This window comes from Alteromonas gilva (assembly GCF_028595265.1).
GTDB classification, from domain to species: domain Bacteria; phylum Pseudomonadota; class Gammaproteobacteria; order Enterobacterales; family Alteromonadaceae; genus Alteromonas; species Alteromonas gilva.
The window spans coordinates 269,518-292,261 of the sequence record NZ_JAQQXP010000001.1; the positions used below are offsets into that span (position 1 = coordinate 269,518).

Here is a 22,744-nt window from a genome sequence, read left to right on the forward strand (position 1 = left end):
CTTTCTTTGATTTAGCCTGTCTGACGCACACTGAAAAGTGTTGTTAGGCATTTTTCTCCCTACTATCTTTTACTTGTTGCATTACCTCATGGAGGTCGGGAACCGTGTTCAATATTTGAGCCTCAGTGTTCAGAATGGTCTCAATAACTTCCTTATCCGACTCATAAGCACCAGACATTTTGAACAACTGAAGCTGTAATAAATCCGTAGCCTTTGAGTACAAAGACCATTTTTCTTTTGGTCTGAAGATTTGATCAAACGAGATAATAGCAACGACAGCTATAGAAGAAAATTGTGCAATGGTAGGATCGTTTGGAATTAGAAATGGCGTTGCAATGCCGAGCGTAGCCCCAAGTGTTAAGAATAGATAGTGCAATCGTTTATGTAAGATGGCTTTTTTTGAATATTCACTCTGCTTTATATCAACAAGCTTTTTGACCATAGGATCAATTTCTCGGGTTGCCTGCGAGCTGCCAATTCCAGACATCGAGGTCGGCATGATACCGCCTAAAAGTGAATCATCTCCTGGGGTAAACGAGGCATGCCCAACAATGAAGTCCTCGCCAGGGGTTGTGGGTTGATCCCCTAAAGGAGGTATTAGCCCCTTTGTCTTATTTGAGTCATCAGTGGTCATTCTTCCTCCTTGCCAGTGCCTAACGCCGGTGGTAATGGGCGCCAACGGAGCAAGGCGCAGTTGGCGTCCCGTTGCCCACCTTTTTAGGCTAACTGTTGCTGTACTTCGCGAGTTTCCTTAGTTCCTCTAACGTATATATACTTTCGACTCTACTCTGAATAGTCTTCTGGAGAGACCAAATAGAGTTATTTAACTTGTCATGTACAGTATGGACAACAGCTTGATATTTCCTTAGTAGGTCCCAATTTGGAAAGCTTATTGCTGCCGATATACTTTCAATTCGCCTGTCAGAGTGTTCTAGTTCTCCTTTTTCAATCGCATAGAACACTTCAGTCTCTGAATTGTAGCCAACTGCTCCATGCGCCACGTAGTTATTTCGAACTCCAATCATGTGATCATGTATTTCTTCAGCTTCTTTATTTTTTTTAAAGCATGTTTTCTTATTTAATGTAGCTCTTCCATTAGCTGTATTAAAACATTTTCCATATGTAACAATTATAGAGAAATACATGCTTTGGATAACCTTTAGCCACCTATCATCCAGATCGGAGTTAAGAATGAACTCAATATTTTCATTTACAAAACGAAGATCATTTCGGATAGTCAACCAACCTTCAAGGGTAGAGATTTGACGTCGTATATTTTCTGGCAGATCATCTCGAATATCTTTAAATCCAACAAAATTATATTTCTTCCCATTCTTCTTCGAAATAAGCTCAAGATCATGCTGGCGAACTTCATCAGCATAAATTATGTCGGAACCTTTTTTAATCCCTGAATGCACTTGAAAATCAAGATAGTTCTCTTCCGGAATCTCACTCATTTATGTAACTTCCCTTAAGATCACAAACTTTAAGCCGGGTTCTACCCCGTTTTTACGGACGCTTCAAGCTAAGGCGCCATATTTACTGGCGTTCTACTGGCTTGATTTTTCATAGCCTGTTTTGAACCCCGTAATTTTCGCCTTAGCACGTCTCCAATCAGCATTATTTGTCGGGTAGTCTTGCGCCGATTTATTAATAGAATCATATTCGTCGTTTAGAGATTTTGTCGACTCCGACAGCCTCTCAATATCTAAAACATCACTATTAAAATTAGCCAATATTAATTCTGACTTACGGCTTACAGATAGATAGTCGTTTGCCAATTCTCTATGCTTAGACTTCGCTTCTTTTGGATTAAAGAGTGTCTGCAAAGCTGCAAGCATTGCTGCCACGAAAGATAAGAAGCCTGATAACCACTTGACAAAGTTGGGCACTACATTTTGCAGGTCCGCAACAAATACCGAGCCTAAACCGACAGAGATTAAAGCTATAGGAATTCCAAGCCATAAATGGAGTCTCGACATACGCTCAGAAGCTCCAAAGTGAGCATAGGCTGTGAGTTGGCTATTGTTTTGTAGCCTTTTTAGAACATCTACTATTTCTGCCATTTACACATAATTCCTTCTTTGATGCTCTAACGCCCTAATTTGGCAGTACAAACCGTGGGCTATACTGCGAAGCAGAGCCCGCATGTTTGTGTCCCCAACATTTGTTTGTTATGCGTGCGAGACACTTGCCTTTCGCGGCTTTGCCGCCACCGCCTGCCAAAACAAACTGTTGATTTAAAGAATAACAATTACCTTAAAACAACCCTGGGCGAAAAGCCAGATGATAAAGCGACTGCTTGAGAAGTGAACTAGCTGAGAAATTTTGAGTTGCAGACTTCTGGTGTTACCGGGTTAAAACGAACAAACTTTGTTAGAGCTGTTTTTAAAACTGAAAGCGGTAGGTACTGATACGACCTATTGAAACTGCCTTGCCCTAACCCGCTACCGCCGCACTAAACATGTGAGAAATGACGACGACGCATAACAGTTTATTAGCCCCCAAATTGATATGAGCATAATTTCTTAAACTACGATGTATTCGCTCAAAATTAAAGCGCTGTATAAAAATAAATCAATTATTATCCGCATTCAGGGTAAATTGCCCCAACTTGGTCGGCTATTTTTTTGCGGCCCAATCGGCCAAACGGTGGGGCTGCAATTCTGTTTATTTGCAAAGCTAACTATTGCCAGAAAATGGCTTTTTGGTTTGTGGGTGTGGGGAGTTTGCTAAGCTGAATGCCTGATGGGCTAAAGCGCTATCGCTAAGCGCTATCGCTAAGCGCTTTGCTTAAAAACTACAACCCTTCACTAGGTAACCAGAACTCGGCTATGAGGCCGGTTTGGTTGTGGTTGCGCAGATCGATTTGGCCGCCGTGCATTTCGATAATGCGTTTGCTAATGGCCAGGCCCAGGCCTGAGCCGCTGGAGCCTCTGGCGGAGTCGCCCTGCGAGAAAGGGCGGAAAACATTTTGCAGGCTTTCTTCTGGAATGCCCTCACCAAAATCACGTACCGAACACACCACGCGCTGCTGTTTTTTATCAAAATAGCTCTTAATTTCAATGTTGTGGCTGCCATAACGAAAGGCGTTTTCGATGAGGTTTTCCAGCACCCGTTTAATGGCCACTTTACGCAACAGAATATTGGGTAAGGGGTTTAAATCGAGTTCAATGTGCTGCTGCTCGTCGGTGTTTGGTTTAAACTGCTGATTGGTGTTTCTGGCGTTAACCAACTCGGTGATCAGCGGGTTTAAATTGATGACCGTTTGTTTTTCCTGCTGCTCCTGGCGGGCATACTCAATAAACTGATCGATAATGGCATTCATGTCTTCAATGTCGCTGATGATGCCGTCTTTTACCCAGTCCTGATCCTCGGGCAGCATTTCGGTGGCCAGGCGGATGCGCGTTAATGGCGTGCGTAAGTCGTGGGAGATACCGGCTGTCATTACCATGCGGTCGTGCTCCAACTGCTTAATGCCCTGGTTCATGCGGTTAAAGGCTTTGGTTACCTCTATCATTTCGCTGGTGCCATCTTCTTTTAATGGCGGTGGAAACTGGCCACGGCCAACCTTTACGGCGGCGCGTTGTAAGGCACTGAGAGGGCGGTTAAGGCGTAGTACAAACAGCCAGCCACCGCCCACACTTAATATACCAATGAGCAGCAGATACAGCGTTAGCGGGAAGATATTGGCTTCGCTCAGGCCATACACCGGAATGCGGATCCAGGTGTCGGGTAAGCTGGCGATTTTCATCCATACATAATAGGGCGTGTCGTGCTCATCGAGCTGGGGGGCGCTAATGCGCACTTCGGCGTCTTCGCCGAGCTGCTCAGATACCTGACTCGACATGAACTGGTAAAAGGTAGACTGGCCAAGTCTGGCGCGTTTGGCTTCGCGGTCGCTAAACAGGCGAATGCCGGTTTGTTCTTTAAGTTGCTCGCGGTAGTCAGGCTCGCTTAATTGCTCGGTATGGGTTTTTAAGGTGGCGGCCTGGGTGGCAATTAAGCTATTGATTTGTTCGTAGCTGGGGCGAATAAAATACATGGTTACCGACAGGTAAGACACCACCTGATTAATCAGCAACAGCACGCCAATCAGCAGAACCGTTTGGCCAAAGGCACTTTTGGGGAGTAACCGCACAGTAAGGCGGGCTTACACTATCGCGCCATCGGGCACAAATACATAGCCTAAGCCCCACACCGTTTGAATATAGCGTGGGTGAGCGGGGTCGTCCTCAAGCATACGGCGTAAGCGCGATACCTGCACATCAATGCTGCGCTCCAATGCACTGTAATCGCGGCCGCGGGCCAGGTTCATCAGTTTATCCCGTGACAGGGGTTCCCGTGGGTGGGTCACAAGCGATTTAAGCACTGCAAATTCGCCGCTGGTGAGTGACAACGGCTTACCGCTGGCTGTCATTTCGCGGGTAGCCAAATTAAGCCGGTAGTTACCAAACTCAACAATTTGCTCTTCCATAGAGGGCGCGCCGGGCGCTTCTGTGGTTTGACGGCGTAATACGGCTTTGGCCCTGGCTAACAGTTCGCGGGGGTTAAAGGGTTTGGGCAGGTAATCATCGGCGCCCATCTCCAGGCCAATAATACGGTCTACTTCGTCGCCTTTGGCGGTGAGCATAATAATGGGCATTTTGCTTTCTGCCTGCCGCAAGCGGCGGCAAATCGACAAGCCGTCTTCGCCGGGTAGCATGAGGTCGAGCACCATCAAATGAAAATTTTCACGTTCCAGCAGGCGATCCATTTGCTCTGCATTGGCGGCGGTACGTACCTGAAAACCCTGTTCAACAAGGTAACGCTCAAGCAAACTACGTAAACGCATATCGTCATCGACGACTAATATTTTTGATGTTTCCTGACCCATTTTTGCCTCAATTAACCGCGTACGCTACAACTGTCTCAGCCTAACTATAACCGCAAGTGATGGCAGACAAAAGTGCTCAAATGTGTCACACGGGGCTTGATTGTTACAAAGCGTGTCAAACTATGGGCATTATATAGGTAGCGACACTATAAACCAGCGCATAGCCCACTGAATAAGCCATCAGCAGCAGTAAAAAATACTTACCATAACGGGCAAAACTCAGGCCTTTTACCTTGCTCATGGTGACAATTCCGGCGGCAGAGCCAATGATCAGTAATGAACCGCCCACCCCTACCGCGTAGGTCAGCAGCATCCACTCACTCACCGACATGTCGATATTAGCTTTAAGCAGCGCGGCTGTTAGCGGCACGTTATCGATTAATGCCGACATAGCGCCCATTAAATAATTCGCCGTCATTGGTGGAAATACCTGATAGAGATACAACAGCGAATGCAATGCCTCGATATGCTCAAGCATGCCAACTAACAGCAATACACCAAGAAAGAATAGCAGGGTATCGAACTCGATATAGCGGATGTAATCCATAATGGGATCCTGATCGTCATCTTTGCCTTCGCCCATATGGTTAGCTACCAAAAACATGATTGCCATGCCCGCTAAAAAGGTCAGCATGGGCGGTATGGCAAACAGCACATTCAGGATCAACGTTGCAATAATGGTGCTTAAAAAGATACCGGCGATCACGTAATCGATAGTGTTTGAGGTATAGGTCGTTTTACGAATTTTTACCTTGCCGGTCATGCCAATACTGAGCAAGCCGGTAAGTACCATGACGGCCAGAAATGACGGGATCAGTAACCAGAACAACTGAGTAATCGTGACTTTCTTCTGCATAAAAATCATCAGCGTGGTGACGTCACCGGTGATCAGCGATACACCACCTGAGTTCACCGCAAACACCACCAGTACCGCAAAACGCATGGTTTGATTAAACGGTAAGCCGAGAGAGAGTACCATGGCGATGGAGACCAGCGTTGCGGTAATGTTGTCGGCCAGTGACGAAAAGCAAAAGCTGAATAGTGCGGTGATCAGCATTAATTTTTTCAGTGATATCTCGGAAGGCATGATCAGGTTGAGCATGTTGGCAATCAGCCCTTTGCGGTTAAGGTAGGCCACAAAGGTCATGGCAGCTACCAAAAATAACCACAGCGTGGAGATTTCGGTAATATTGTGTAACAAGCCTTCATTAATTGCATCGGTTTCTGCCGGGCTGCCCGATGCAATAAATAAAATCATCCAGGCCAGGGTGCCAAAAAATAACGTAATTTTAGCTTTGTTAATGTGAAGAACTTCTTCAAACATAACGCCCGCTAATGCCAGTGCCGCGATGATAATAAGGAGGGTGTCTAACATGGGAGATATCCGCAATTTCAGTGCCGGTATTTTAAGCCCTAACCTGCATCAGTAAAGGGCTTTATGTCCGTATTGCGGAATTATTTACAGATAGTAATTATTCATTTCTTAATAGCCAATTTTGCTTGTACAACAAATGATTGAAACATAGACAAGTAGGCGAATAAATGAGTTGTTTGCTTACTGCACCCAGTCCATCTGATAGCCGCGGCTATTTTTACGCTTCATCAGATCTTCGATAAGCGGGGTAAGGATAAGCTCCATGGCCAGGCCCATTTTGCCGCCCGGTACCACCAGCGTGTTAATGCGCGACATAAACGCGCCGTCGATCATCTGTAGCAAATACGGAAAGTCCACGTTTTTCATTTCGCGCCTAAAACGTACCACCACAAAGCTTTCGTCCTGGGTAGGAATTTCGCGGGCACTGAAAGGGTTGGAGGTATCTACCGTGGGCACGCGCTGAAAGTTAATGTGAGTACGGGAAAACTGCGGCGTAATGTAGTGAAAATAGTCATCCAGGCCACGCACAATGCTGCTCATTACCGCTTCTCTGGAATGGCCGCGATCGGTGGTGTCACGCACAATTTTTTGAATCCATTCGAGGTTAACAATGGGCACCATGCCTACCAGTAAGTCAACATGTTTGGCAACATCAATGTCGTCGGTTTGTACCCCGCCGTGGAGGCCTTCGTAAAACAGTAAGTCGGTGTCTTTGGGTAATTCCTGCCAGGGCGTAAAGGTGCCGGGCATTTGATTAAACGGCACAGCGTCGTCGAAGGTATGCAAATACTGGCGAAAATGGCCGCTGCCATCATCAGCATACTGCTGAAACAGCGTTTCCAGCAGGGCAAAGTCGTTCGCTTTAGGGCCAAAGTAACTAATGTGCCGGCCCTGCTCCTGGGCTTTGCGGATCTCGACTTCCATTTCCGGACGGGTAAAACGATGAAAACTGTCACCGCCGACATACGCCGCATCAATGTTCAGATTACGGAATATATGCCGAATCGCATTGGTGGTTGTCGTGGTGCCGGAGCCAGACGATCCGGTAATAGCAATAATGGGGTGTTTTGCCGACATGCGTTCTCTTTTGGCTGATGCGTATTCGAATTTGCCGACATCAGAACGGTCGGCGTCAAATACTTTATAAGATAGTCCCTAGTTATAAGCTTCCGGGCGCTAATAATCAAGCCCTGCAATATGGCTGCGTGCGTTTGTAACGCCCGTGTAAGGCAACCACAGGCTGGCAGTTCATGCTGTGGCAGGGCGCTATATATAACAAGCTTTTTTTAGGGTAAGTGTAATTTTTTAATGTAATGACAGACTATAACTATACGTGAGCAAAAGCAGGAACTAACAAACATGGACTTTTTTACACAGTTTTTCGACACCGCCTCGCCGGTACAACTTGGAGTTATCGGCGCATCTGTATTACTGGTGTGGTTTTTACCGGCGTTTGTTGCGCTGGTCTTTAATCGTAAGCATGTAAAGCTTATTGCACTGGCGTGTGTGCCGGCAGGCTTGTCGGTGATTGCCTGGAGCGGCGTTATGGTATGGGCATTTACCGGCAATATGATGAACCGGTTTAATAAAAAAGCGCGTCCTGAGGACTAACTGCGCAGACGGGAACGGCGCTCAAAAACCGTCTGATAACTGTTCCGGGATATTCTCTGTTACAAAGCACGGCGTCATTCTACCGGGCATGATCAGTGTCAGCTTTGTTTACATATAACGCCTTGTTTTTTGGTATACGATTTTAACTGATTGATATTAATATTTAATTTTATTTTGGAATATTTATTGCTGTTTATCGTTAGACAAAAGTATAACCTCGTAAAGTTAAGGTATTTTATGAAAAAGGTAATGAAAGGATTTGCGCTGGCAATGGGTTTAGCCGGCTCAGTGTCAGCTAACGCGGCAGTCATCACTTATAGCGACTTTTCAGACGTGTCCGGACTTCAGTTAAATGGTACTGCGTCTAAGTTTGGTGATGTTCTGAGGCTAACATCTGATACGTCAGGTCAGGCAGGTAGTGCGTTTTCTACTAATGCCATCGCATTGAGCGCTGATGTGTCGTTTAGTGCCTTTTTCTCGTTTAATATTTCGGGTTTGGGTGGCTTTGGAGATAGTGATGGGCCCGGTGCTGATGGCCTGGTCTTTACTATGCAAACTGTTTCAAATACCGCAGGCACCGGAGGCGGTGGTATTGGTTTTGAAGGTTTGGGTCAGTCGCTGGGTGTTGAGTTTGACACCTGGGACAACGGCACGCCTACTGATCCTAATGGTAACCATGTTGGTGTAAACCTTGATGGTAATGTAACATCAGTAGCAACCGTAAACGAAGCGACACGATTCAATAACGGCAGCGACTGGTTTGCCTGGATTGATTACGACGGTACCATTGACGAGCTTAGTGTGCGTTACAGCCAGGCGGCTGTGAAACCAACCCTTGAAGCCATTACTTATAACGTTGATCTGACCAGCATCTTTGGCTCCACTGATGTGTTTGTAGGCTTTACATCAGGTACGGGTTCAGCGTACAACAACCACGATATTAATAGTTTTTCATTTAGTTCTGATTTTGACGAGAACTTCGCCAGTACAGGCACTCCGGCTGTGTCTGCACCCGGCTCGTTTTTATTATTAATGTTGTCGACACTGGGCTTAATAGCATACCGCAGAAAGTAATTTAAGCTCCGCTGTTAAACAGCGCATTGGTAGGCATAGAGCATAGTTTTGAAACCCCCTCCTGCAACATGCTTTTAAAAAAAACGGCCCGAATAAGGGCCGTTTGTATTTTTAAAAGCTGCACACGCAGCGCAAGCTAGTTGGCAAGGCCAGACTTTTCACGCTTAATTGCCCGGTGGGCAATGTCGTTGCGGTAGTACACGTCTTTCCAGTCAATGGCTTTTACCAGTTCGTAAGCCTGTTGCTGTGCTTCGGTTACGTTGTTGCCTAAGGCGGTGGCGCATAATACACGTCCGCCGCTGGTGACTACGTTACCGTCTTTGAGGGCGGTACCGGCGTGAAACACTTTGCCATCCAGTTTAGCGGCGTCATCGAGCCCGGATATCACATCGCCTTTGGCATAATCGCCAGGGTAGCCACCGGCTGCCAACACCACGCCAACCGCAGCGCGTGGATCAAAGTCGATAGCCGTGTCGGCCAACTCACCGTCGCAGGCTTTCAGGCATAACGCCACCAAATCAGACTGCAGGCGCAGCATCATTGGCTGGGTTTCCGGATCGCCAAAGCGACAGTTATATTCAATCACTTTAGGCGTACCGTCGGCCATGATCATTAATCCGGCGTACAGGAATCCCACGTAGGGGTAACCTTCTTCTGCCATGCCAGCAACAGTGGGGTTAATCACCTCATCCATAATGCGCTGGTGAATGTCAGGGGTAACAACCGGTGCGGGAGAATACGCACCCATGCCGCCGGTGTTAGGGCCGCTGTCACCATCACCCATGCGTTTGTGATCCTGGCTGGTGGCAAACGCAGCAACGTTTTTACCATCTACCATTACAATAAACGAGGCTTCTTCACCGTCGAGGAACTCTTCAATGACCACGCGGCTACCGGCATCACCAAAGGCGTTATCGGCCAGCATATCTTTAATGGCGTCTTCGGCTTCGGCAAGCGTCATTGCTACAATAACGCCTTTACCGGCGGCCAAACCATCGGCTTTCACCACAATGGGCGCACCTTTTTCACGTACGTAGGCAAGGGCGGGTTCAATCTCAGTGAAGTTCTGGTAATCGGCAGTGGGGATGTTGTGGCGGGCCAAAAAGTCTTTGGTAAAGGCTTTTGAGCCTTCCAGCTGCGCGGCGCCTTTGCTGGGGCCAAAGATGGTCATGCCAGCCGCTTCAAAGGTGTCTACTACACCCATTACTAACGGCGCTTCTGGTCCAACAATGGTTAAGTTAATGGCGTTTTCTTGCGCAAAGCCAAGTAAACCATCAATGTCAGTGGCAGCAATCTCAACGTTCGTTAAGCCTTGCTCGGTTGCCGTGCCGGCATTGCCGGGCGCAACAAAAACATCTGTTACGCCAATAGATTGCGATGCCTTCCAGGCCAACGCATGCTCGCGGCCACCACCGCCAATCACTAGTACCTTCATTCAGTGTATTCCGTAGTTATTCAGGTTTCATAAATTTAAGAGTCATTCGGTCACTTTCGCCAATGGCCAGATAATGGGCGCGATTTTCCTCGCCTAAACGCAGGCTGGGTGGCAGTGTCCAAACGCCTCGTGGATGATCTGCATTATCCATGGGGTTTGCATTGATTTCACTGGTCTCGACCAGTTTAAAACCGGCTGCTTCGGCCGCCGCGATAACAAACGACTGCTTCATATAGCCTGACGATTCCATCATGCTATCGTCGGCAGACTCCGGTAAACGGTGATCAACAACGCCCAGTATACCACCTGGCTTAAGGGCTTTATAAAAAGCCTGCATCGCATTAGATACGCCTTTGGTTTTGTCGGCCATATACCAGTTGTGCACGTTACGGAACGTCAGCACGCGATCGGCGGCGCCGGGCTTGCCCACATCGAGGGCTTTAATCGGGTGAAACGCGGCGAGTTCAACGGCATTAAACGGGCCATCGCCGGCCATTTTTTCTTTAAAACTGGCAACCAGACGGTGGTAGTAACTTGGTGCTTCGTCGTCAATGTAGAAGTGAGCGGCAACTAACTTGCCATCTTCTTTCAACAGCGGCGCCAGAATATTGGTGTACCAGCCGCCACCGGGGCTGATTTCCACTACATTCATGTCGGGCTGTACATCAAAAAAACGCAGGGTTTGCTGGGGGTTTCGGTATTCATCACGCAGGCGTGCATCACTCGAACGAGTGTCGTTGCCCACCGCATCGGCAATGGCATCTGCATTGGCAGTAAATGCCGGTACTGATAACAAACTTGCAAGTAGAACTATCGCTGATTTACGCATTTAATTTCCCTTTTGTCATTAACATGCTGTTTACTACGTTAGCCTAACACAGAATGTTCACATTCGTGATGTCAGGCCAACGCAAAAAAACGGCTATCAGTGACGGAAATGGCGCATACCAGTAAAGACCATGGCGATGTCGTGCTCATCGGCCGCGGCAATCACTTCGTTGTCACGCATGGAGCCGCCTGGCTGTATAACCGCTTTAATTCCGGCAGCCGCTGCGGCATCAATACCGTCGCGGAACGGGAAGAAAGCATCAGAGGCCATCACTGAGCCGGCCACTTCGAGGTTTTCGTCGGCCGCTTTAATACCGGCAATCTTTGCTGAGTACACGCGGCTCATCTGACCGGCGCCAACACCTATGGTCATGCTGTCTTTGCAGTACACGATGGCATTGGATTTAACATACTTGGCAACTTTCCAGCAGAACATTAAGTCGCGTAATTCAGCTTCAGTCGGCTGGCGTTTGGTGACCACTTCAAGGTCGTCCATCTCAACCATACCAAAGTCACGTTCCTGCACTAACAAACCACCGTTTACGCGTTTAAAGTCGTAACCTTCGGTGAGCTGGCCGTGCCAGTCACCGCACGCCAGCAGGCGCACGTTCTTTTTGGTGGCAATAATGTCTGTTGCGGCTTGAGATACCGACGGCGCAATAATCACTTCAACAAACTGACGATCAACAATGGCCTGTGCGGTGGTGGCATCGAGCTCGCGGTTAAAGGCAATTATGCCGCCAAACGCTGAGGTAGGGTCGGTTTTAAAAGCACGATCGTAAGCTTCTAAAATATTCTCGCCCAGCGCGACACCACAAGGATTGGCGTGCTTAACAATTACGCAGGCCGGTTCTTCAAATTCTTTTACGCATTCAAGGGCGGCGTCGGTATCGGCAATATTATTAAACGACAGTTCTTTGCCGTTTAATTGCGTGGCGGTAGCTACCGATGCTTCCTGGATGTCGTTTTCAACATAAAAAGCCGCCGACTGGTGGCTGTTTTCACCGTAACGCAGATCTTGTTTTTTGCTGACCTGAATATTGTAAGTGCGCGGGAATTCACTGTGGTCGTGGCCGCAGTCGTCGGCGCAATCGGTTGAATCCAGACGCGCGCCAAAATAGTTGGCAATCATGCCGTCGTATTCAGCGGTGTGCTCAAAGGCCTTAATAGCCAAATCAAAACGCGTGGTATAGGTGAGCGAGCCTGCATTACTTTGCATCTCGGTGAGCACGCGTGCGTAATCGGCAGCGTTAACCACTATGGTCACGTCTTTATGGTTTTTAGCGGCGGCACGTACCATGGTGGGGCCACCGATATCGATATTTTCGATGGCGTCTTCCAGCGTGCAGTCTTCTTTTGCTACGGTGGCAGCAAACGGATATAAATTAACCGCAACCAAATCGATAGGGCCGATGTTGTTTTCTGCCATGACCGCTTCGTCGGTGCCTCGGCGGGCTAATATACCGCCATGAATTTTAGGGTGCAGCGTTTTAACCCGCCCGTCCATAATTTCAGGGTGCCCGGTATAGTTTGATACCTCAATTACAGGTAAGCCTTTTTCAGCCAGTAATTTAGCGGTGCCGCCGGTAGACAGCAGCTCTACACCAGCATCATGCAGCGCGGTAGCAAATTCCACAATGCCGGTTTTGTCTGAAACGCTTAACAAAGCGCGTTTAATCGGTTTTGGTGTTTCCATAGTGGTTTCTTGTGTCGATGAGGTTGTAAGTTAAAGGTACTGACTGACGGCCCGACTATTATGATATGTATTGTGCACCCTGTCGCGGTCGGATTCATCAGTAGACATTAAACAAAAAGAGCACCGAAAGGTGCTCTTTAATGGGCCAGGCCCGAATTACTTAGTTCATGCCATACTGCTTGAGTTTTTTGCGCAGTGTGCCACGGTTGATACCCATCATGATGGCAGCACGGGTTTGGTTGCCGCGGGTAAAAGTCATAACTTCTTCCAGTAATGGCGCTTCAACTTCGGCTAACACCATGTCATATAGGTTATCGATGTTGGTGTTATCCAGTTGCTTGAGGTACTTGTTGACCGCTTGTTTAACTGAGTCACGCAGTGGCTTTTGAGCCTGAGTCTGTGAAGGAGTAGTTACAGTTGTAGTAAAAGGAGAAGTTACATTTTGATCGAACATAATACTTTCTTGCTCTTTTGTTAATCAGTCTTAAGCTGCAGGGGAGATCTGTCGGGTCTCGCCGGTTTGCAGCGCGTTAAAATAGCCGTCAATGGCCTGCAGTTGCTCGCTGGCAGACTCCAGTCCATTAAACGTTTTACGGAACTGACGATCCTTATCGTGCTCCACCAAATACCAACCCACATGTTTGCGGGCTATACGAACGCCGTTCTCTGCTCCGTAAAAAGCATGCACGGCCGCTACGTGTTCTTTCATTACCGAATGCTGTTCCAGTAACGATGGCGGTGGCAACAGTTCACCTGTGTTCAGATAGTGCGAAACTTCTCTGAAAATCCACGGGTTACCCTGGGCGCCGCGACCAATCATTAATGCGTCGGCTTCGGTGTACTCAAGCACTTCCCTGGCTTTCTGTGGTGAGGTAATGTCACCGTTGGCTACTACCGGTATTGATATCGCCTGCTTTATTTGGCGGATAGTCTTGTACTCGGCAAAGCCCTTATACATACATGCTCTGGTACGCCCGTGGACCGCCAGCGACTGTATGCCGTTTTCTTGTGCAATACGGGCAATCTCTACCCCATTGCGATTGTCTGTGTCCCACCCTGTGCGTATCTTCAGGGTGACTGGCACCGATACTGCGTTTACAACCGCCTGAATAATAGATTCTACCAATTCGGGGTGTTGTAATAGTGCTGAACCTGCCAGTTTTTTATTTACTTTTTTGGCCGGGCACCCCATATTGATATCAATAATCTGAGCACCGTTAGCAACATTAAATTTTGCTGCTTCAGCCATTAAGTCTGGATCTGCGCCGGCAATCTGCACCGAACGTATACCCGACTCCCCGCTGTGATCCATGCGTTGCATAGATTTGGCAGTATTCCACACCTTCGGATTGCTGCTCAGCATTTCTGAAACAACCAAACCAGCTCCAAGACGACGACAGAGTTGTCTGAAAGGCCTGTCTGTTACGCCCGCCATGGGCGCCAACATTAGGTTGTTATCAAGTGAGTAAGTTCCAATTTGCATAAAAAACAACCTGCATTTGAGTAGAAAATAACCACCTGTCCGAAATGGGGCGCTAAGTGTACGTGTTTTCTGCAATCTTGAAAAGGCTAAAAATCACACAAAATTTGCATTATGGCTCTTGACAAAAAGATTTCGTTTTTGTGTCAGAGTGGTTAGCGCAAAATTTTATTGAATCGCCCTGTCAACTGGGTGCCTTATCGTATTCGCTGACCGGATACCCGCGCCCATTCATCGTCGATTGCGGTAGGTTCGAGGTTAAAATGTTGTTGATAGGCTGTTTCAATGCGTGGCACCTGTTCAGCTAAAATGCCCGACAGCACTAACAAGCCATCTTGTTTGCAGTAGTTGGTAATTACTGAACGGAGTTCGAGCAGGGGGCCGGATAATATATTGGCCATAACAATATCGGCTTCAAGCGTGGGTTGGTTGTCGGGTAAAAACACGCTTAAGCGATCGGCGACATTGTTGCGCTGAGCATTATCCATGGAGGCTTGTAACGCTTGCGGGTCAATGTCGATACCAATTACGTTTTTGGCACCCAGTTTGAGTGCGGCAATGGCTAAGATGCCGGAACCACAGCCAAAGTCGACCACGGTTTTGCCTTCTACATCTACGCCATCGAGCCAACGCAGGCACAATGAAGTGGTTGGGTGCGTGCCGGTACCAAAAGCAAGGCCCGGATCGAGCATCACATTCACCGCATTGGGATCAGGCACGTCACGCCAACTGGGGCAAATCCACAGCCGTTTGCCAAACTGCATAGGATGGAAATTATCCATCCACTCACGCTCCCAGTCTTTATCTTCGAGTGGCTCAAGGCGGTATTTGAAGTCTTTACCCAATACTTTGGCGTTACCCAGACGCTTAATGATAGCCGGCATGTCGTCACTGGCATCAAACAACCCGATTACCTGAGTGTCGGGCCATAGCATCACTTCGCCGGGTTTTGGCTCGTACATGGGGGTATCTTTGGCGTCAACAAAGGTGACAGCCTGAGCACCATTGGCGGTGAACATGCCACCTATTTGTTCCGCCATTTCTGCTGAAGTTTCTATTTTGAGTTGTAGCCAGGGCATCGGGTTCTCAGTCGTGGTGTAAAAAGGCCAAGTTTAACAGGCTTGGTAGTGTCAGTGTACTGTTATGAGATTCTGCCTGACCGGGGGAATTGCCGTGAGAATGGCAGTGAGAATAAAAGTTCCTATATGGAGTTGTCGCCAGTTTTACTTTATTGTTAAGGCGGTTGGCCGTTTATGCAGCGCTTGCACATCACCAACGGCCAGACACTATAACAACCTGTAATCAAGCAGGGATACAAGCGGGAGAACACCAACAATGTGGCAAAAGCTAACGGGTATCGTATTACTGATTGGGGTGGTGTCATGCGGCACGCAACAGCCACCATCTATTGATAGCAAGTGGTTGGATATGCCTGCGGTGCAACAGGCGGCAGCAATCAAAAACGGCCAGATCAGCGCCGAAGAACTCGTGGCGGGGTATCTGGCAAGAATCGATGCGTTGGACAACCAGGGCCCTAACATCAACAGTATTTTGCGTTTGAATCCGGATGCCATGAGCGACGCCAGAGCCCGCGATGCAGCGATTGCCAGAGGTGAACCCTTAGGGCCGCTGCACGGCATTCCGGTATTACTAAAAGACAATATCGAAACTAACGATATGCCCACAACAGCAGGCTCGTTGGCATTGCTCAACAACGACACCTTGCGTGACTCGCCATTAGTGGCACAACTGCGTGCGGCCGGGGCCATTATACTGGGTAAAACCAATTTATCTGAGTGGGCGAATTTTCGTTCAGAGGACTCAATCAGTGGTTGGAGCGCCGTTGGCGGTTTAACCCGTAACCCGCATATATTGTCGCGTACGGCGTGTGGCTCCTCATCTGGCTCGGGGGCGGCGATGGCAGCAGGTTTTGCCTCGCTGGCCGTTGGTACCGAAACCAATGGTTCAGTGATTTGCCCGTCGTCGATGAATGGCATTGTTGGTTTTAAACCCACGGTGGGCCTGATCCCGCGTACCCATATTGTACCTATCTCTGTTACCCAGGACACCGCCGGCCCCATGACCCGCAGTGTGAAAGACGCAGCCTTAATGACCTCGGTAATGGCCACAACCGATCCCAGCGACAAGGCAACGCAGTCGGCCAGTCGCCCGAGCGCGCAAACCCTTGCAGCACTCGATGGTGATATCAGCGGGCTAAAAATAGGCGTAATGCGCGACAGTCAGGGCCAGGATCAGGCAATTATCGATGCCTTTAATGACAGTCTGGCAAAATTAACGGCGCAGGGCGCAGAGCTGGTTGACATTGAGTCGCTGTCGCTGCCGGATGATTTTGGTAAGCACTCATACTTTGTATTGCTGGCTGAATTTAAGTCAACGCTGAACGAATACCTGGAGTCTTCGCCGGCGCCATTGGCGGTAAGAAGTTTACAGGCGCTGATAGACTTTAACGCCGCCTCGGAGCGCGAGTTACAACTCTTTGATCAATCGATTTTTGCGAAGTCGCAAGCCACTGATGGTCTGCAGGACGAAGAGTATGCCACGGCATTACAGACGGTCAGAACGGCGACGCGCGACAACGGCATAGATAAGCTACTCAAGGAATACGATGTGGATGTGCTGGTTGCCCCCACTAACAACCCAGCGTTTATTATCGATAGCGTGTACGGCGATCACGCCCCGGCGGGTTTTATTGGCATTGGCTATCTGGCGGCGATTGCCGGTTATCCGCACATAACCGTGCCCATGACCAGCGTACGGGATTTGCCGGTAGGCTTTAGTATTGTTGGCGGGCAGTGGCAGGATGCCAGGGTGTTGAATGTTGGCTACGCTTTTGAAAAATCGAATAAGTTTATTAAAAAGCCGGGGTTCTACCCGACCCGCTTTGAGGCACTGAAAAACAGCGCACTGCCTTACCGTTTGATGCAATCAGAACAGGATTAGTTCTGGCAATTAAAAACGGCGCCACACCCACAGGGTTATGGCGCCGCTTTTACTGTAATAAGGCATAGTCTGGTGAGTGATTAGCCCGGCTTTTTCACCCAGGCGCTGCACCAGCCGTTAGCATTAACGAGTTTACCCGGGAAAATTGCGCAAGGACGCCATTCTTTACCCGCTTCACCCTGAATATACATGCAGGTACTGCAGTTCGAACCTTCTTTGGTAGATTCGTTGACGTATTTAAGTGCCTTAGCGGTGGCATCGTCTTCGCTAAGATGCTCCTGAGCCTGGGCTTGCAGGGCAACGCCACCGAAAGTCATACCAATGAGCGTGGTGCCTGATAATTTCAGAAAATCGCGACGATTGACTGATTTCATAGTTATACTCCAAAAGTTAACGAGAATGATTCTTTTTTACTAAGCGTCTAAAATACAAAAACCCGCCAGCGGCGGGTTTGTTACTACATTTATCTTGTTCACTACTTTTACTTATACACTCATCAAATGGATTAACCAAATCTATTCAATGATGTTTTGATCTGTATTAATGTTCTTACAGCCTGGGCCATTATCGCGGCGCTACAGCTCAGTACTGTTTAATGACCGTGGGCGCCTCATCGGGTTTAGCATAGGCCATTTTCGCTATTGCGTTCGCCTCGTGGTAAGTATCAAGGCCGCTGATACAGGCCAGTTTTAATGCATCAATATCGACGCTGCCATCGTCATCAATGTGGGTTTCCTCAACGCTAACCTGCTGGATTTGACCGACCACCAGCGACGTGTCGTTGACCGTCAGATTAACTATTTCAACCAGCTTCAGGCCAATTTGAATAGGGCTTTGGGCGACAAAGGGCGCTGCAAACCCGTTGCGCCACTGCGCTTTAAAGCCACACTGAACGAACTCACTGACACCCTCATCGTAGCGGGCAGCAGTTTGATGCGCCTGTGCGTAGAGCGCCGCAGGCACCGCATTAATGGTGTAGAAACCGCTGGTTTTGATGTTACCAAGGGTATCGCGTCGCACCGTGTGTGGCCGCATAATCATGCCCATCAACGGTGGGTTAGCACCAATGTGCACTACCGAGCTCACAATAGCTAAATTAGTTTGGCCCTCTGCATCGGCGGTACCGATCAGGTTAGCGCTTTTATAGCCGGACAAGCTGTTTACAAAGTTGGCGCGAAAACGCTGCGCCATGCTGCCGATATCATGTTCATCAAAGGTGTTCATCGATTATTCGTTTTCCTGCTCGGCCTGAATATCTATTTCGCCATCACTCTCCCTGATGGTCACTACAATAGGCTGACAGCATATCTGACAATCTGTCACCTGAGTTTGGCCGATGTCGTTAATTTCATCCACTTCGAGGTCGTTAATGGTCATACAATAGGGACACTCAAAAGTACTGGCTTGAGTTAAACTCATTTTTTGGACACCTCTTTTTAAAAAATTTACTGCGGTTTTAACACCATTTATCACACTATACGTAAGAGCAAGTGAGCTGGATTGAATCTATGCAGATAAAGGCGGGTTTATGTCACAAGTTAAAAGCGGCAAATGTGTGTGTTGCAGTCGTATTACCTATTTGACGTTTCACCATTTGATCCCGCGCAAAATGCATCGCCGGGCTTTTTTTAAAAAACATTACAGTAAAGAGCAGCTGGCCAGTGGGGTGCTGGTATGTCGCCAATGCCACAATGGTATTCACCGGTTCTATGATGAAATGACCCTCGCTAAACAACTGAGTTCTTTGTCGCGCCTGAAAGCCGATGCGGCCCTGGCCGACTACTTTGCCTGGGTTAGCCGCCAGCGGATAAAAGCGGTAACAAAACATCAATAAGGGTCACGAACTAGTTGTTTATTAAAAATCAGGCTGTATATTTATACATGTATTAAGGCCCGGATGGAATAAGCAATGCGTAAAACCCTGCCTGAAAAATATTATCTCGATCATTTCTATGAGTTTCTGGAATTTTTTACCGGCGTTAACCAGACTTTGCTGGACGAGCCTACGCGCAGGTTTATTGTCGATTTCCGAGGCCTTAATAGCGATCAGCAATGTATTGTGGTGCGCGCTGCAAACCGCAAGTACCCGGTGATTGCCACGAAGACCTTTGCCTACGCTGAAATAAATGCGCCTTTTGAACAGTTGCAGCAATTAACGCAACAGGGCTGGTTTGCCGGGCTTGAAAAAGCCGACAGTTTTGCCCTCGGCCAAGCGCTCAGTAAGGCCGATTTACGCCTGCTGCTGAGCGCTAACGGCGAAACGTTACCCGCGTCGGCGACTAAACCTGTATTTGCTGAACAGCTTGCCGGGCGTTTGCTGGCAGGCCCGTTGTATGTGCCTGATGAACTTAATCAGGATTACTGCGTTCGTCAGTTTGACGGGCCGTTAAATTATTTGCTGTTTGTGTATTTTGGTCATACGCGGGGCAGGTTAAATCAGTTCTCCATGCGTGATTTAGGGGTAATGCGCACCCGTAAGGATGTCAGTGAACAGCTTGCCCGTTTTGACTCGCAGGCGGCAGCGCTGAGCGCTTTTTACTATGCCAGGGAGCTGAATAAATTTAAATCACTCACCGAGCAGCAAAAAGAACACTATCCCCTTGAGAGTGAGCGGGCGGCTGAATGTGTGATTGGCGATGATTACCGTAACCGCCTGCTCTATGAGGTGGGAACCTTCTGGCTACCTCGTGATCATCACAAAGCGCTGGCCTATTTGCAGCAGGCAAACAGCGATCAGGCGCGCGAAAAGTGGCTGCGGGAAAGCTATAAGGCCGGCAACAAGGACGAGGTAAAAGCAACCCTTGAAGCCCTGATTGATGATCCGCCAAGTGATACCCTGCTAGCCTTTGCAGAGGACTTTTACCGGCGCAAATACAATCGTAAAAAAACCTCGTTGCTGACCGACATGCTGCGTGATGCCACCCATGTTATTCACCTAGATGAACTGCATAATCAAGCGGTAGAGCAAGGGGTTATTGGTTATTACCGGCGCCGGGGGCTCGCTGCCTACCGGACCGAGAATCAACTATGGCGAACCTTGTTTGGTTTACTGTTTTGGCAATGGTTGTACGGTGATCGTGGATTAGTCAATGAATTTGACCGGCGGCCGCAGGTATTGCGCCATAACGATTTTTATACCACCTATGGCAAGGAGATAGAAGCGCACCTTGAGCAGTATTGTTGCCACGGCGATGTGCTCTACCGGTACTTACTCAAACAAGCGAGTGCGCATTACGGCAAAGTAAACAGTATTTTTATGTGGCGCGACCATTTGCTCGATACGCTGAAAGTGCTGCTCTCCTGCGTTGATATAACCTCGCTGCGCGAATTTTTAATCATGATGTGTAAAGACTATGCCAGCCTCAGCGACGGTTTTCCGGATATTATGGTGATTGACCACGGTAAGCTCCGCTTTGAAGAAATTAAAGCGCCGGGCGATCAGTTACGGCGTAATCAGTTGGTGTCTATTCAGCGCCTCAGACAATGTGGCTTTAATGTCGGTATTACCCAGGTGAAATGGTACAGCGATCCTCTGCAACCTTATGTGGTGGTCGATATCGAAACAACCGGAGGGCAGTCTGCCGGGCATCGGATCACCGAGGTAGGCATGGTTAAAATGGTCGATGGCGAAGAAGTGGCACGATGGAGCAGTCTTATCAACCCGCAGCGGCATATTCCCGCTTATATCACCCGACTGACCGGGATCAGCGATGACATGGTCGCCGATGCCCCGGTATTTGCCGACGTGGTTGAAGACATTGAAGCATTTAGCAAAGACTGTGTTTTTGTCGCCCACAACGTTAACTTTGATTACGGTTTTATAAAGCAGGAGTTTGCCCGCTTAGGGATGGACTTTAAACGGCCTAAACTGTGCACTTGCGCACGTATGCGCCAGCATTATCCGGGGATTAAATCCTATGGACTCGGCGCCCTGAGTGCACATTTTGATATCCAGCTGGAAAACCATCACCGCGCACTGGATGACGCCCTGGCGGCAGCGCAATTACTCAAGTTAATTCAGCAGTCCCAGTACGCTGCCTGACAGTGTGAATAGCGCGTTGTCGCCATGTCATGTGCTGGTCACATAACGGTGTTCATAGCTGATAGTAAATTTATATAAAAAATATATTGATCTATTTTTGTACGTTTCACATATCAACAAATACACTGTTGTAAGTGTGTATGCGTTCTTGCTGTTTGGCCCACCTGGTTAGGTGGGCTTTTTTATTGCGCTAAATAATCGTTGAAAAAGCGAAATTGTGTGTGGTTTTGAAACATTTAGCAACATTTTCAACACCTTATGTTTTTAATTTGCTAAAAAATGGTATTTTTAACCATTATTTAGTCTGTGCATCTTTGTTAATCGTCCGTTATTTTTCAAATCTCTACCTAACTCATTGATATTGTTGTATAAATAATTTTGGCATCGCCTTTGCTCTAGTTATATCGACTCTCTCCTCAACGGAAAATAGGAAAATATGATGAAAGCATTAACAAAAGTAATGATTGCCCTGGGTGTAACAATGAGTGCGATGTCGGTTGCACAAGCTAGCCCTGAACTGGTGGCTGCCGATGACTATGTCACGTCAGAAATTTGTGTAGTGGCTGCTGAAGGTAACAAAGTAAAGCTGCGTCGTACATTACGGGATGCCGGACTTAGCCCTGAGTTTGTGGCTAAAAATGTCACCTGTAATGACATGCCGATTGTTGAATTTGTTGAGCAATACGGTCAGAACGTCGCCGCGATTAACCAGGTTATAATGCGCGGTGAATACAGTGGCGAGCTGATCAGCCTTGCGCGTCACTAAGTGATGATAAGTGTATAACGCCCGGTCGCAATCGGACCGGGCTTGTACTTACGCAATGCCTTTACCTGAAAGCCGTGTAAACTATTTAACACTAAGCTCCATTACCACACCGTCTTCGTCGTCTTCTTCTGTCACAACAAAACCAAACTTTGAATAAAATTTACGCATTACATGATGGCCGGGCATATAAAGTATGGTGATTTTTTTACACTCCGGAATGGCTTTCATTTCGCTAATGACCAGCTCCGTAGCGATTTTCCCGATACCCTGACCCTGATACTTCACGTCAACCATGAACTGAGCGATGTAAAACTCATCAGGGAGTCCCTCTTCAAGTTCCTGGTAATATTGGATAAATCCAACAACTTCATCGTCGCGATATATTGCTCGATTAACATAGTGAGGATAAAAACTTGATTCAGCGATAGACTCTGAATTTAACGCTACGTAATCCTCCTGTTCTTTAGTGATTTCTAAGTGGATTACATCCAGCCAGTTGTCCTTGGTAACATCACGTAAACTTATGTCCATAAAATTCCCGGTAATTCCTGATTAAGAAATGGCTATATCTGGGTAAAATGAACAAAAACAATATTAAAT

Annotated in this window: 23 protein-coding genes; 6 read left to right on the forward strand and 17 right to left on the reverse strand. The window is 47.9% G+C overall.

The features are described from left to right. Positions 1 to 43 precede the first annotated feature (43 nt). From OIK42_RS01300 to OIK42_RS01330, 7 genes are all read right to left on the reverse strand, one after another. The gene (locus OIK42_RS01300) at positions 44 to 634 is read right to left on the reverse strand and encodes a hypothetical protein (protein ID WP_273637750.1); all 591 of its coding nucleotides are present in this window, start codon (positions 632 to 634) and stop codon (positions 44 to 46) included. Positions 635 to 722: 88 nt separating this feature from the next. Then, complete coding sequence (locus OIK42_RS01305; protein WP_273637751.1) at positions 723 to 1,457, reverse strand: hypothetical protein; 735 nt, start codon at positions 1,455 to 1,457, stop codon at positions 723 to 725. Between the two features lie 93 nt (positions 1,458 to 1,550). Continuing rightward, positions 1,551 to 2,066: an SLATT domain-containing protein gene (locus OIK42_RS01310; RefSeq protein WP_273637752.1), complete on the reverse strand. Its 516-nt coding sequence runs from the start codon at positions 2,064 to 2,066 to the stop codon at positions 1,551 to 1,553. A 734-nt stretch (positions 2,067 to 2,800) separates the two neighbouring features. Continuing rightward, positions 2,801 to 4,141, reverse strand: coding sequence for a two-component system sensor histidine kinase EnvZ (envZ, locus tag OIK42_RS01315; protein ID WP_273637753.1), 1,341 nt, complete (start codon positions 4,139 to 4,141; stop codon positions 2,801 to 2,803). Positions 4,142 to 4,153: 12 nt separating this feature from the next. Next, complete coding sequence (ompR, locus tag OIK42_RS01320; RefSeq protein ID WP_273637754.1) at positions 4,154 to 4,876, reverse strand: osmolarity response regulator transcription factor OmpR; 723 nt, start codon at positions 4,874 to 4,876, stop codon at positions 4,154 to 4,156. Positions 4,877 to 4,991: 115 nt separating this feature from the next. Further along, complete coding sequence (gene nhaD / locus OIK42_RS01325; RefSeq protein WP_273637755.1) at positions 4,992 to 6,251, reverse strand: sodium:proton antiporter NhaD; 1,260 nt, start codon at positions 6,249 to 6,251, stop codon at positions 4,992 to 4,994. A gap of 180 nt (positions 6,252 to 6,431) precedes the next feature. Continuing rightward, a complete protein-coding gene (locus tag OIK42_RS01330) occupies positions 6,432 to 7,328 on the reverse strand; it encodes a phosphoribulokinase (protein ID WP_273637756.1) in 897 nt (298 codons plus the stop codon). A 282-nt stretch (positions 7,329 to 7,610) separates the two neighbouring features. Between OIK42_RS01330 and OIK42_RS01335 the strand changes: the two genes are divergently transcribed. Then, positions 7,611 to 7,862 carry a superinfection immunity protein gene (locus OIK42_RS01335; protein ID WP_273637757.1) on the forward strand — a complete coding sequence of 84 codons (252 nt, stop codon included), beginning with the start codon at positions 7,611 to 7,613 and terminating at the stop codon, positions 7,860 to 7,862. A gap of 237 nt (positions 7,863 to 8,099) precedes the next feature. Continuing rightward, a complete protein-coding gene (locus tag OIK42_RS01340) occupies positions 8,100 to 8,936 on the forward strand; it encodes an L-type lectin-domain containing protein (protein WP_273637758.1) in 837 nt (278 codons plus the stop codon). A 136-nt stretch (positions 8,937 to 9,072) separates the two neighbouring features. Here the strand turns inward: OIK42_RS01340 and purD are convergent, their stop codons facing one another. The 6 genes from purD to prmA all read right to left on the reverse strand — a co-directional run bounded on the left by purD (position 9,073) and on the right by prmA (position 15,454). Continuing rightward, complete coding sequence (purD, locus tag OIK42_RS01345) at positions 9,073 to 10,371, reverse strand: phosphoribosylamine--glycine ligase (protein ID WP_273637759.1); 1,299 nt, start codon at positions 10,369 to 10,371, stop codon at positions 9,073 to 9,075. Positions 10,372 to 10,387: 16 nt separating this feature from the next. Further along, complete coding sequence (locus tag OIK42_RS01350; protein WP_273637760.1) at positions 10,388 to 11,200, reverse strand: class I SAM-dependent methyltransferase; 813 nt, start codon at positions 11,198 to 11,200, stop codon at positions 10,388 to 10,390. Between the two features lie 96 nt (positions 11,201 to 11,296). Further along, on the reverse strand, positions 11,297 to 12,895 hold the full coding sequence (gene purH, locus OIK42_RS01355) for a bifunctional phosphoribosylaminoimidazolecarboxamide formyltransferase/IMP cyclohydrolase (protein ID WP_273637761.1): 1,599 nt from the start codon (positions 12,893 to 12,895) through the stop codon (positions 11,297 to 11,299). Positions 12,896 to 13,055: 160 nt separating this feature from the next. Beyond that, positions 13,056 to 13,349: a DNA-binding transcriptional regulator Fis gene (fis, locus tag OIK42_RS01360; RefSeq protein ID WP_273637762.1), complete on the reverse strand. Its 294-nt coding sequence runs from the start codon at positions 13,347 to 13,349 to the stop codon at positions 13,056 to 13,058. A gap of 30 nt (positions 13,350 to 13,379) precedes the next feature. Next, positions 13,380 to 14,378, reverse strand: a complete 999-nt coding sequence (gene dusB / locus OIK42_RS01365) for a tRNA dihydrouridine synthase DusB (RefSeq protein WP_273637763.1) — start codon at positions 14,376 to 14,378, stop codon at positions 13,380 to 13,382. 194 nt (positions 14,379 to 14,572) lie between these two features. Further along, positions 14,573 to 15,454 (reverse strand): 50S ribosomal protein L11 methyltransferase, encoded by an 882-nt coding sequence (prmA, locus tag OIK42_RS01370; RefSeq protein ID WP_273637764.1) that lies wholly within the window; start codon positions 15,452 to 15,454, stop codon positions 14,573 to 14,575. Positions 15,455 to 15,710: 256 nt separating this feature from the next. Here prmA and OIK42_RS01375 point away from each other — a divergent pair, with 256 nt between their 5' ends. Further along, positions 15,711 to 17,336 carry an amidase gene (locus OIK42_RS01375; RefSeq protein WP_273637765.1) on the forward strand — a complete coding sequence of 542 codons (1,626 nt, stop codon included), beginning with the start codon at positions 15,711 to 15,713 and terminating at the stop codon, positions 17,334 to 17,336. An 80-nt stretch (positions 17,337 to 17,416) separates the two neighbouring features. Here the strand turns inward: OIK42_RS01375 and OIK42_RS01380 are convergent, their stop codons facing one another. From OIK42_RS01380 to OIK42_RS01390, 3 genes are all read right to left on the reverse strand, one after another. Continuing rightward, positions 17,417 to 17,710, reverse strand: a complete 294-nt coding sequence (locus tag OIK42_RS01380) for a high-potential iron-sulfur protein (RefSeq protein ID WP_273637766.1) — start codon at positions 17,708 to 17,710, stop codon at positions 17,417 to 17,419. Between the two features lie 208 nt (positions 17,711 to 17,918). After that, entirely contained in the window at positions 17,919 to 18,560 is a 642-nt protein-coding gene (locus tag OIK42_RS01385) for a flavin reductase family protein (RefSeq protein WP_273637767.1), read from the reverse strand. Between the two features lie 3 nt (positions 18,561 to 18,563). Beyond that, positions 18,564 to 18,755, reverse strand: a complete 192-nt coding sequence (locus OIK42_RS01390) for a zinc ribbon domain-containing protein (protein ID WP_273637768.1) — start codon at positions 18,753 to 18,755, stop codon at positions 18,564 to 18,566. A gap of 109 nt (positions 18,756 to 18,864) precedes the next feature. Between OIK42_RS01390 and OIK42_RS01395 the strand changes: the two genes are divergently transcribed. From OIK42_RS01395 to OIK42_RS01405, 3 genes are all read left to right on the forward strand, one after another. After that, on the forward strand, positions 18,865 to 19,170 hold the full coding sequence (locus OIK42_RS01395; protein ID WP_273637769.1) for a hypothetical protein: 306 nt from the start codon (positions 18,865 to 18,867) through the stop codon (positions 19,168 to 19,170). A gap of 75 nt (positions 19,171 to 19,245) precedes the next feature. Beyond that, on the forward strand, positions 19,246 to 21,378 hold the full coding sequence (locus OIK42_RS01400; protein WP_273637770.1) for an exonuclease domain-containing protein: 2,133 nt from the start codon (positions 19,246 to 19,248) through the stop codon (positions 21,376 to 21,378). A gap of 436 nt (positions 21,379 to 21,814) precedes the next feature. After that, entirely contained in the window at positions 21,815 to 22,144 is a 330-nt protein-coding gene (locus OIK42_RS01405) for a DUF3718 domain-containing protein (RefSeq protein ID WP_273637771.1), read from the forward strand. 81 nt (positions 22,145 to 22,225) lie between these two features. Here the strand turns inward: OIK42_RS01405 and OIK42_RS01410 are convergent, their stop codons facing one another. Further along, on the reverse strand, positions 22,226 to 22,675 hold the full coding sequence (locus tag OIK42_RS01410; RefSeq protein WP_273637772.1) for a GNAT family N-acetyltransferase: 450 nt from the start codon (positions 22,673 to 22,675) through the stop codon (positions 22,226 to 22,228). Positions 22,676 to 22,744 lie beyond the last annotated feature (69 nt).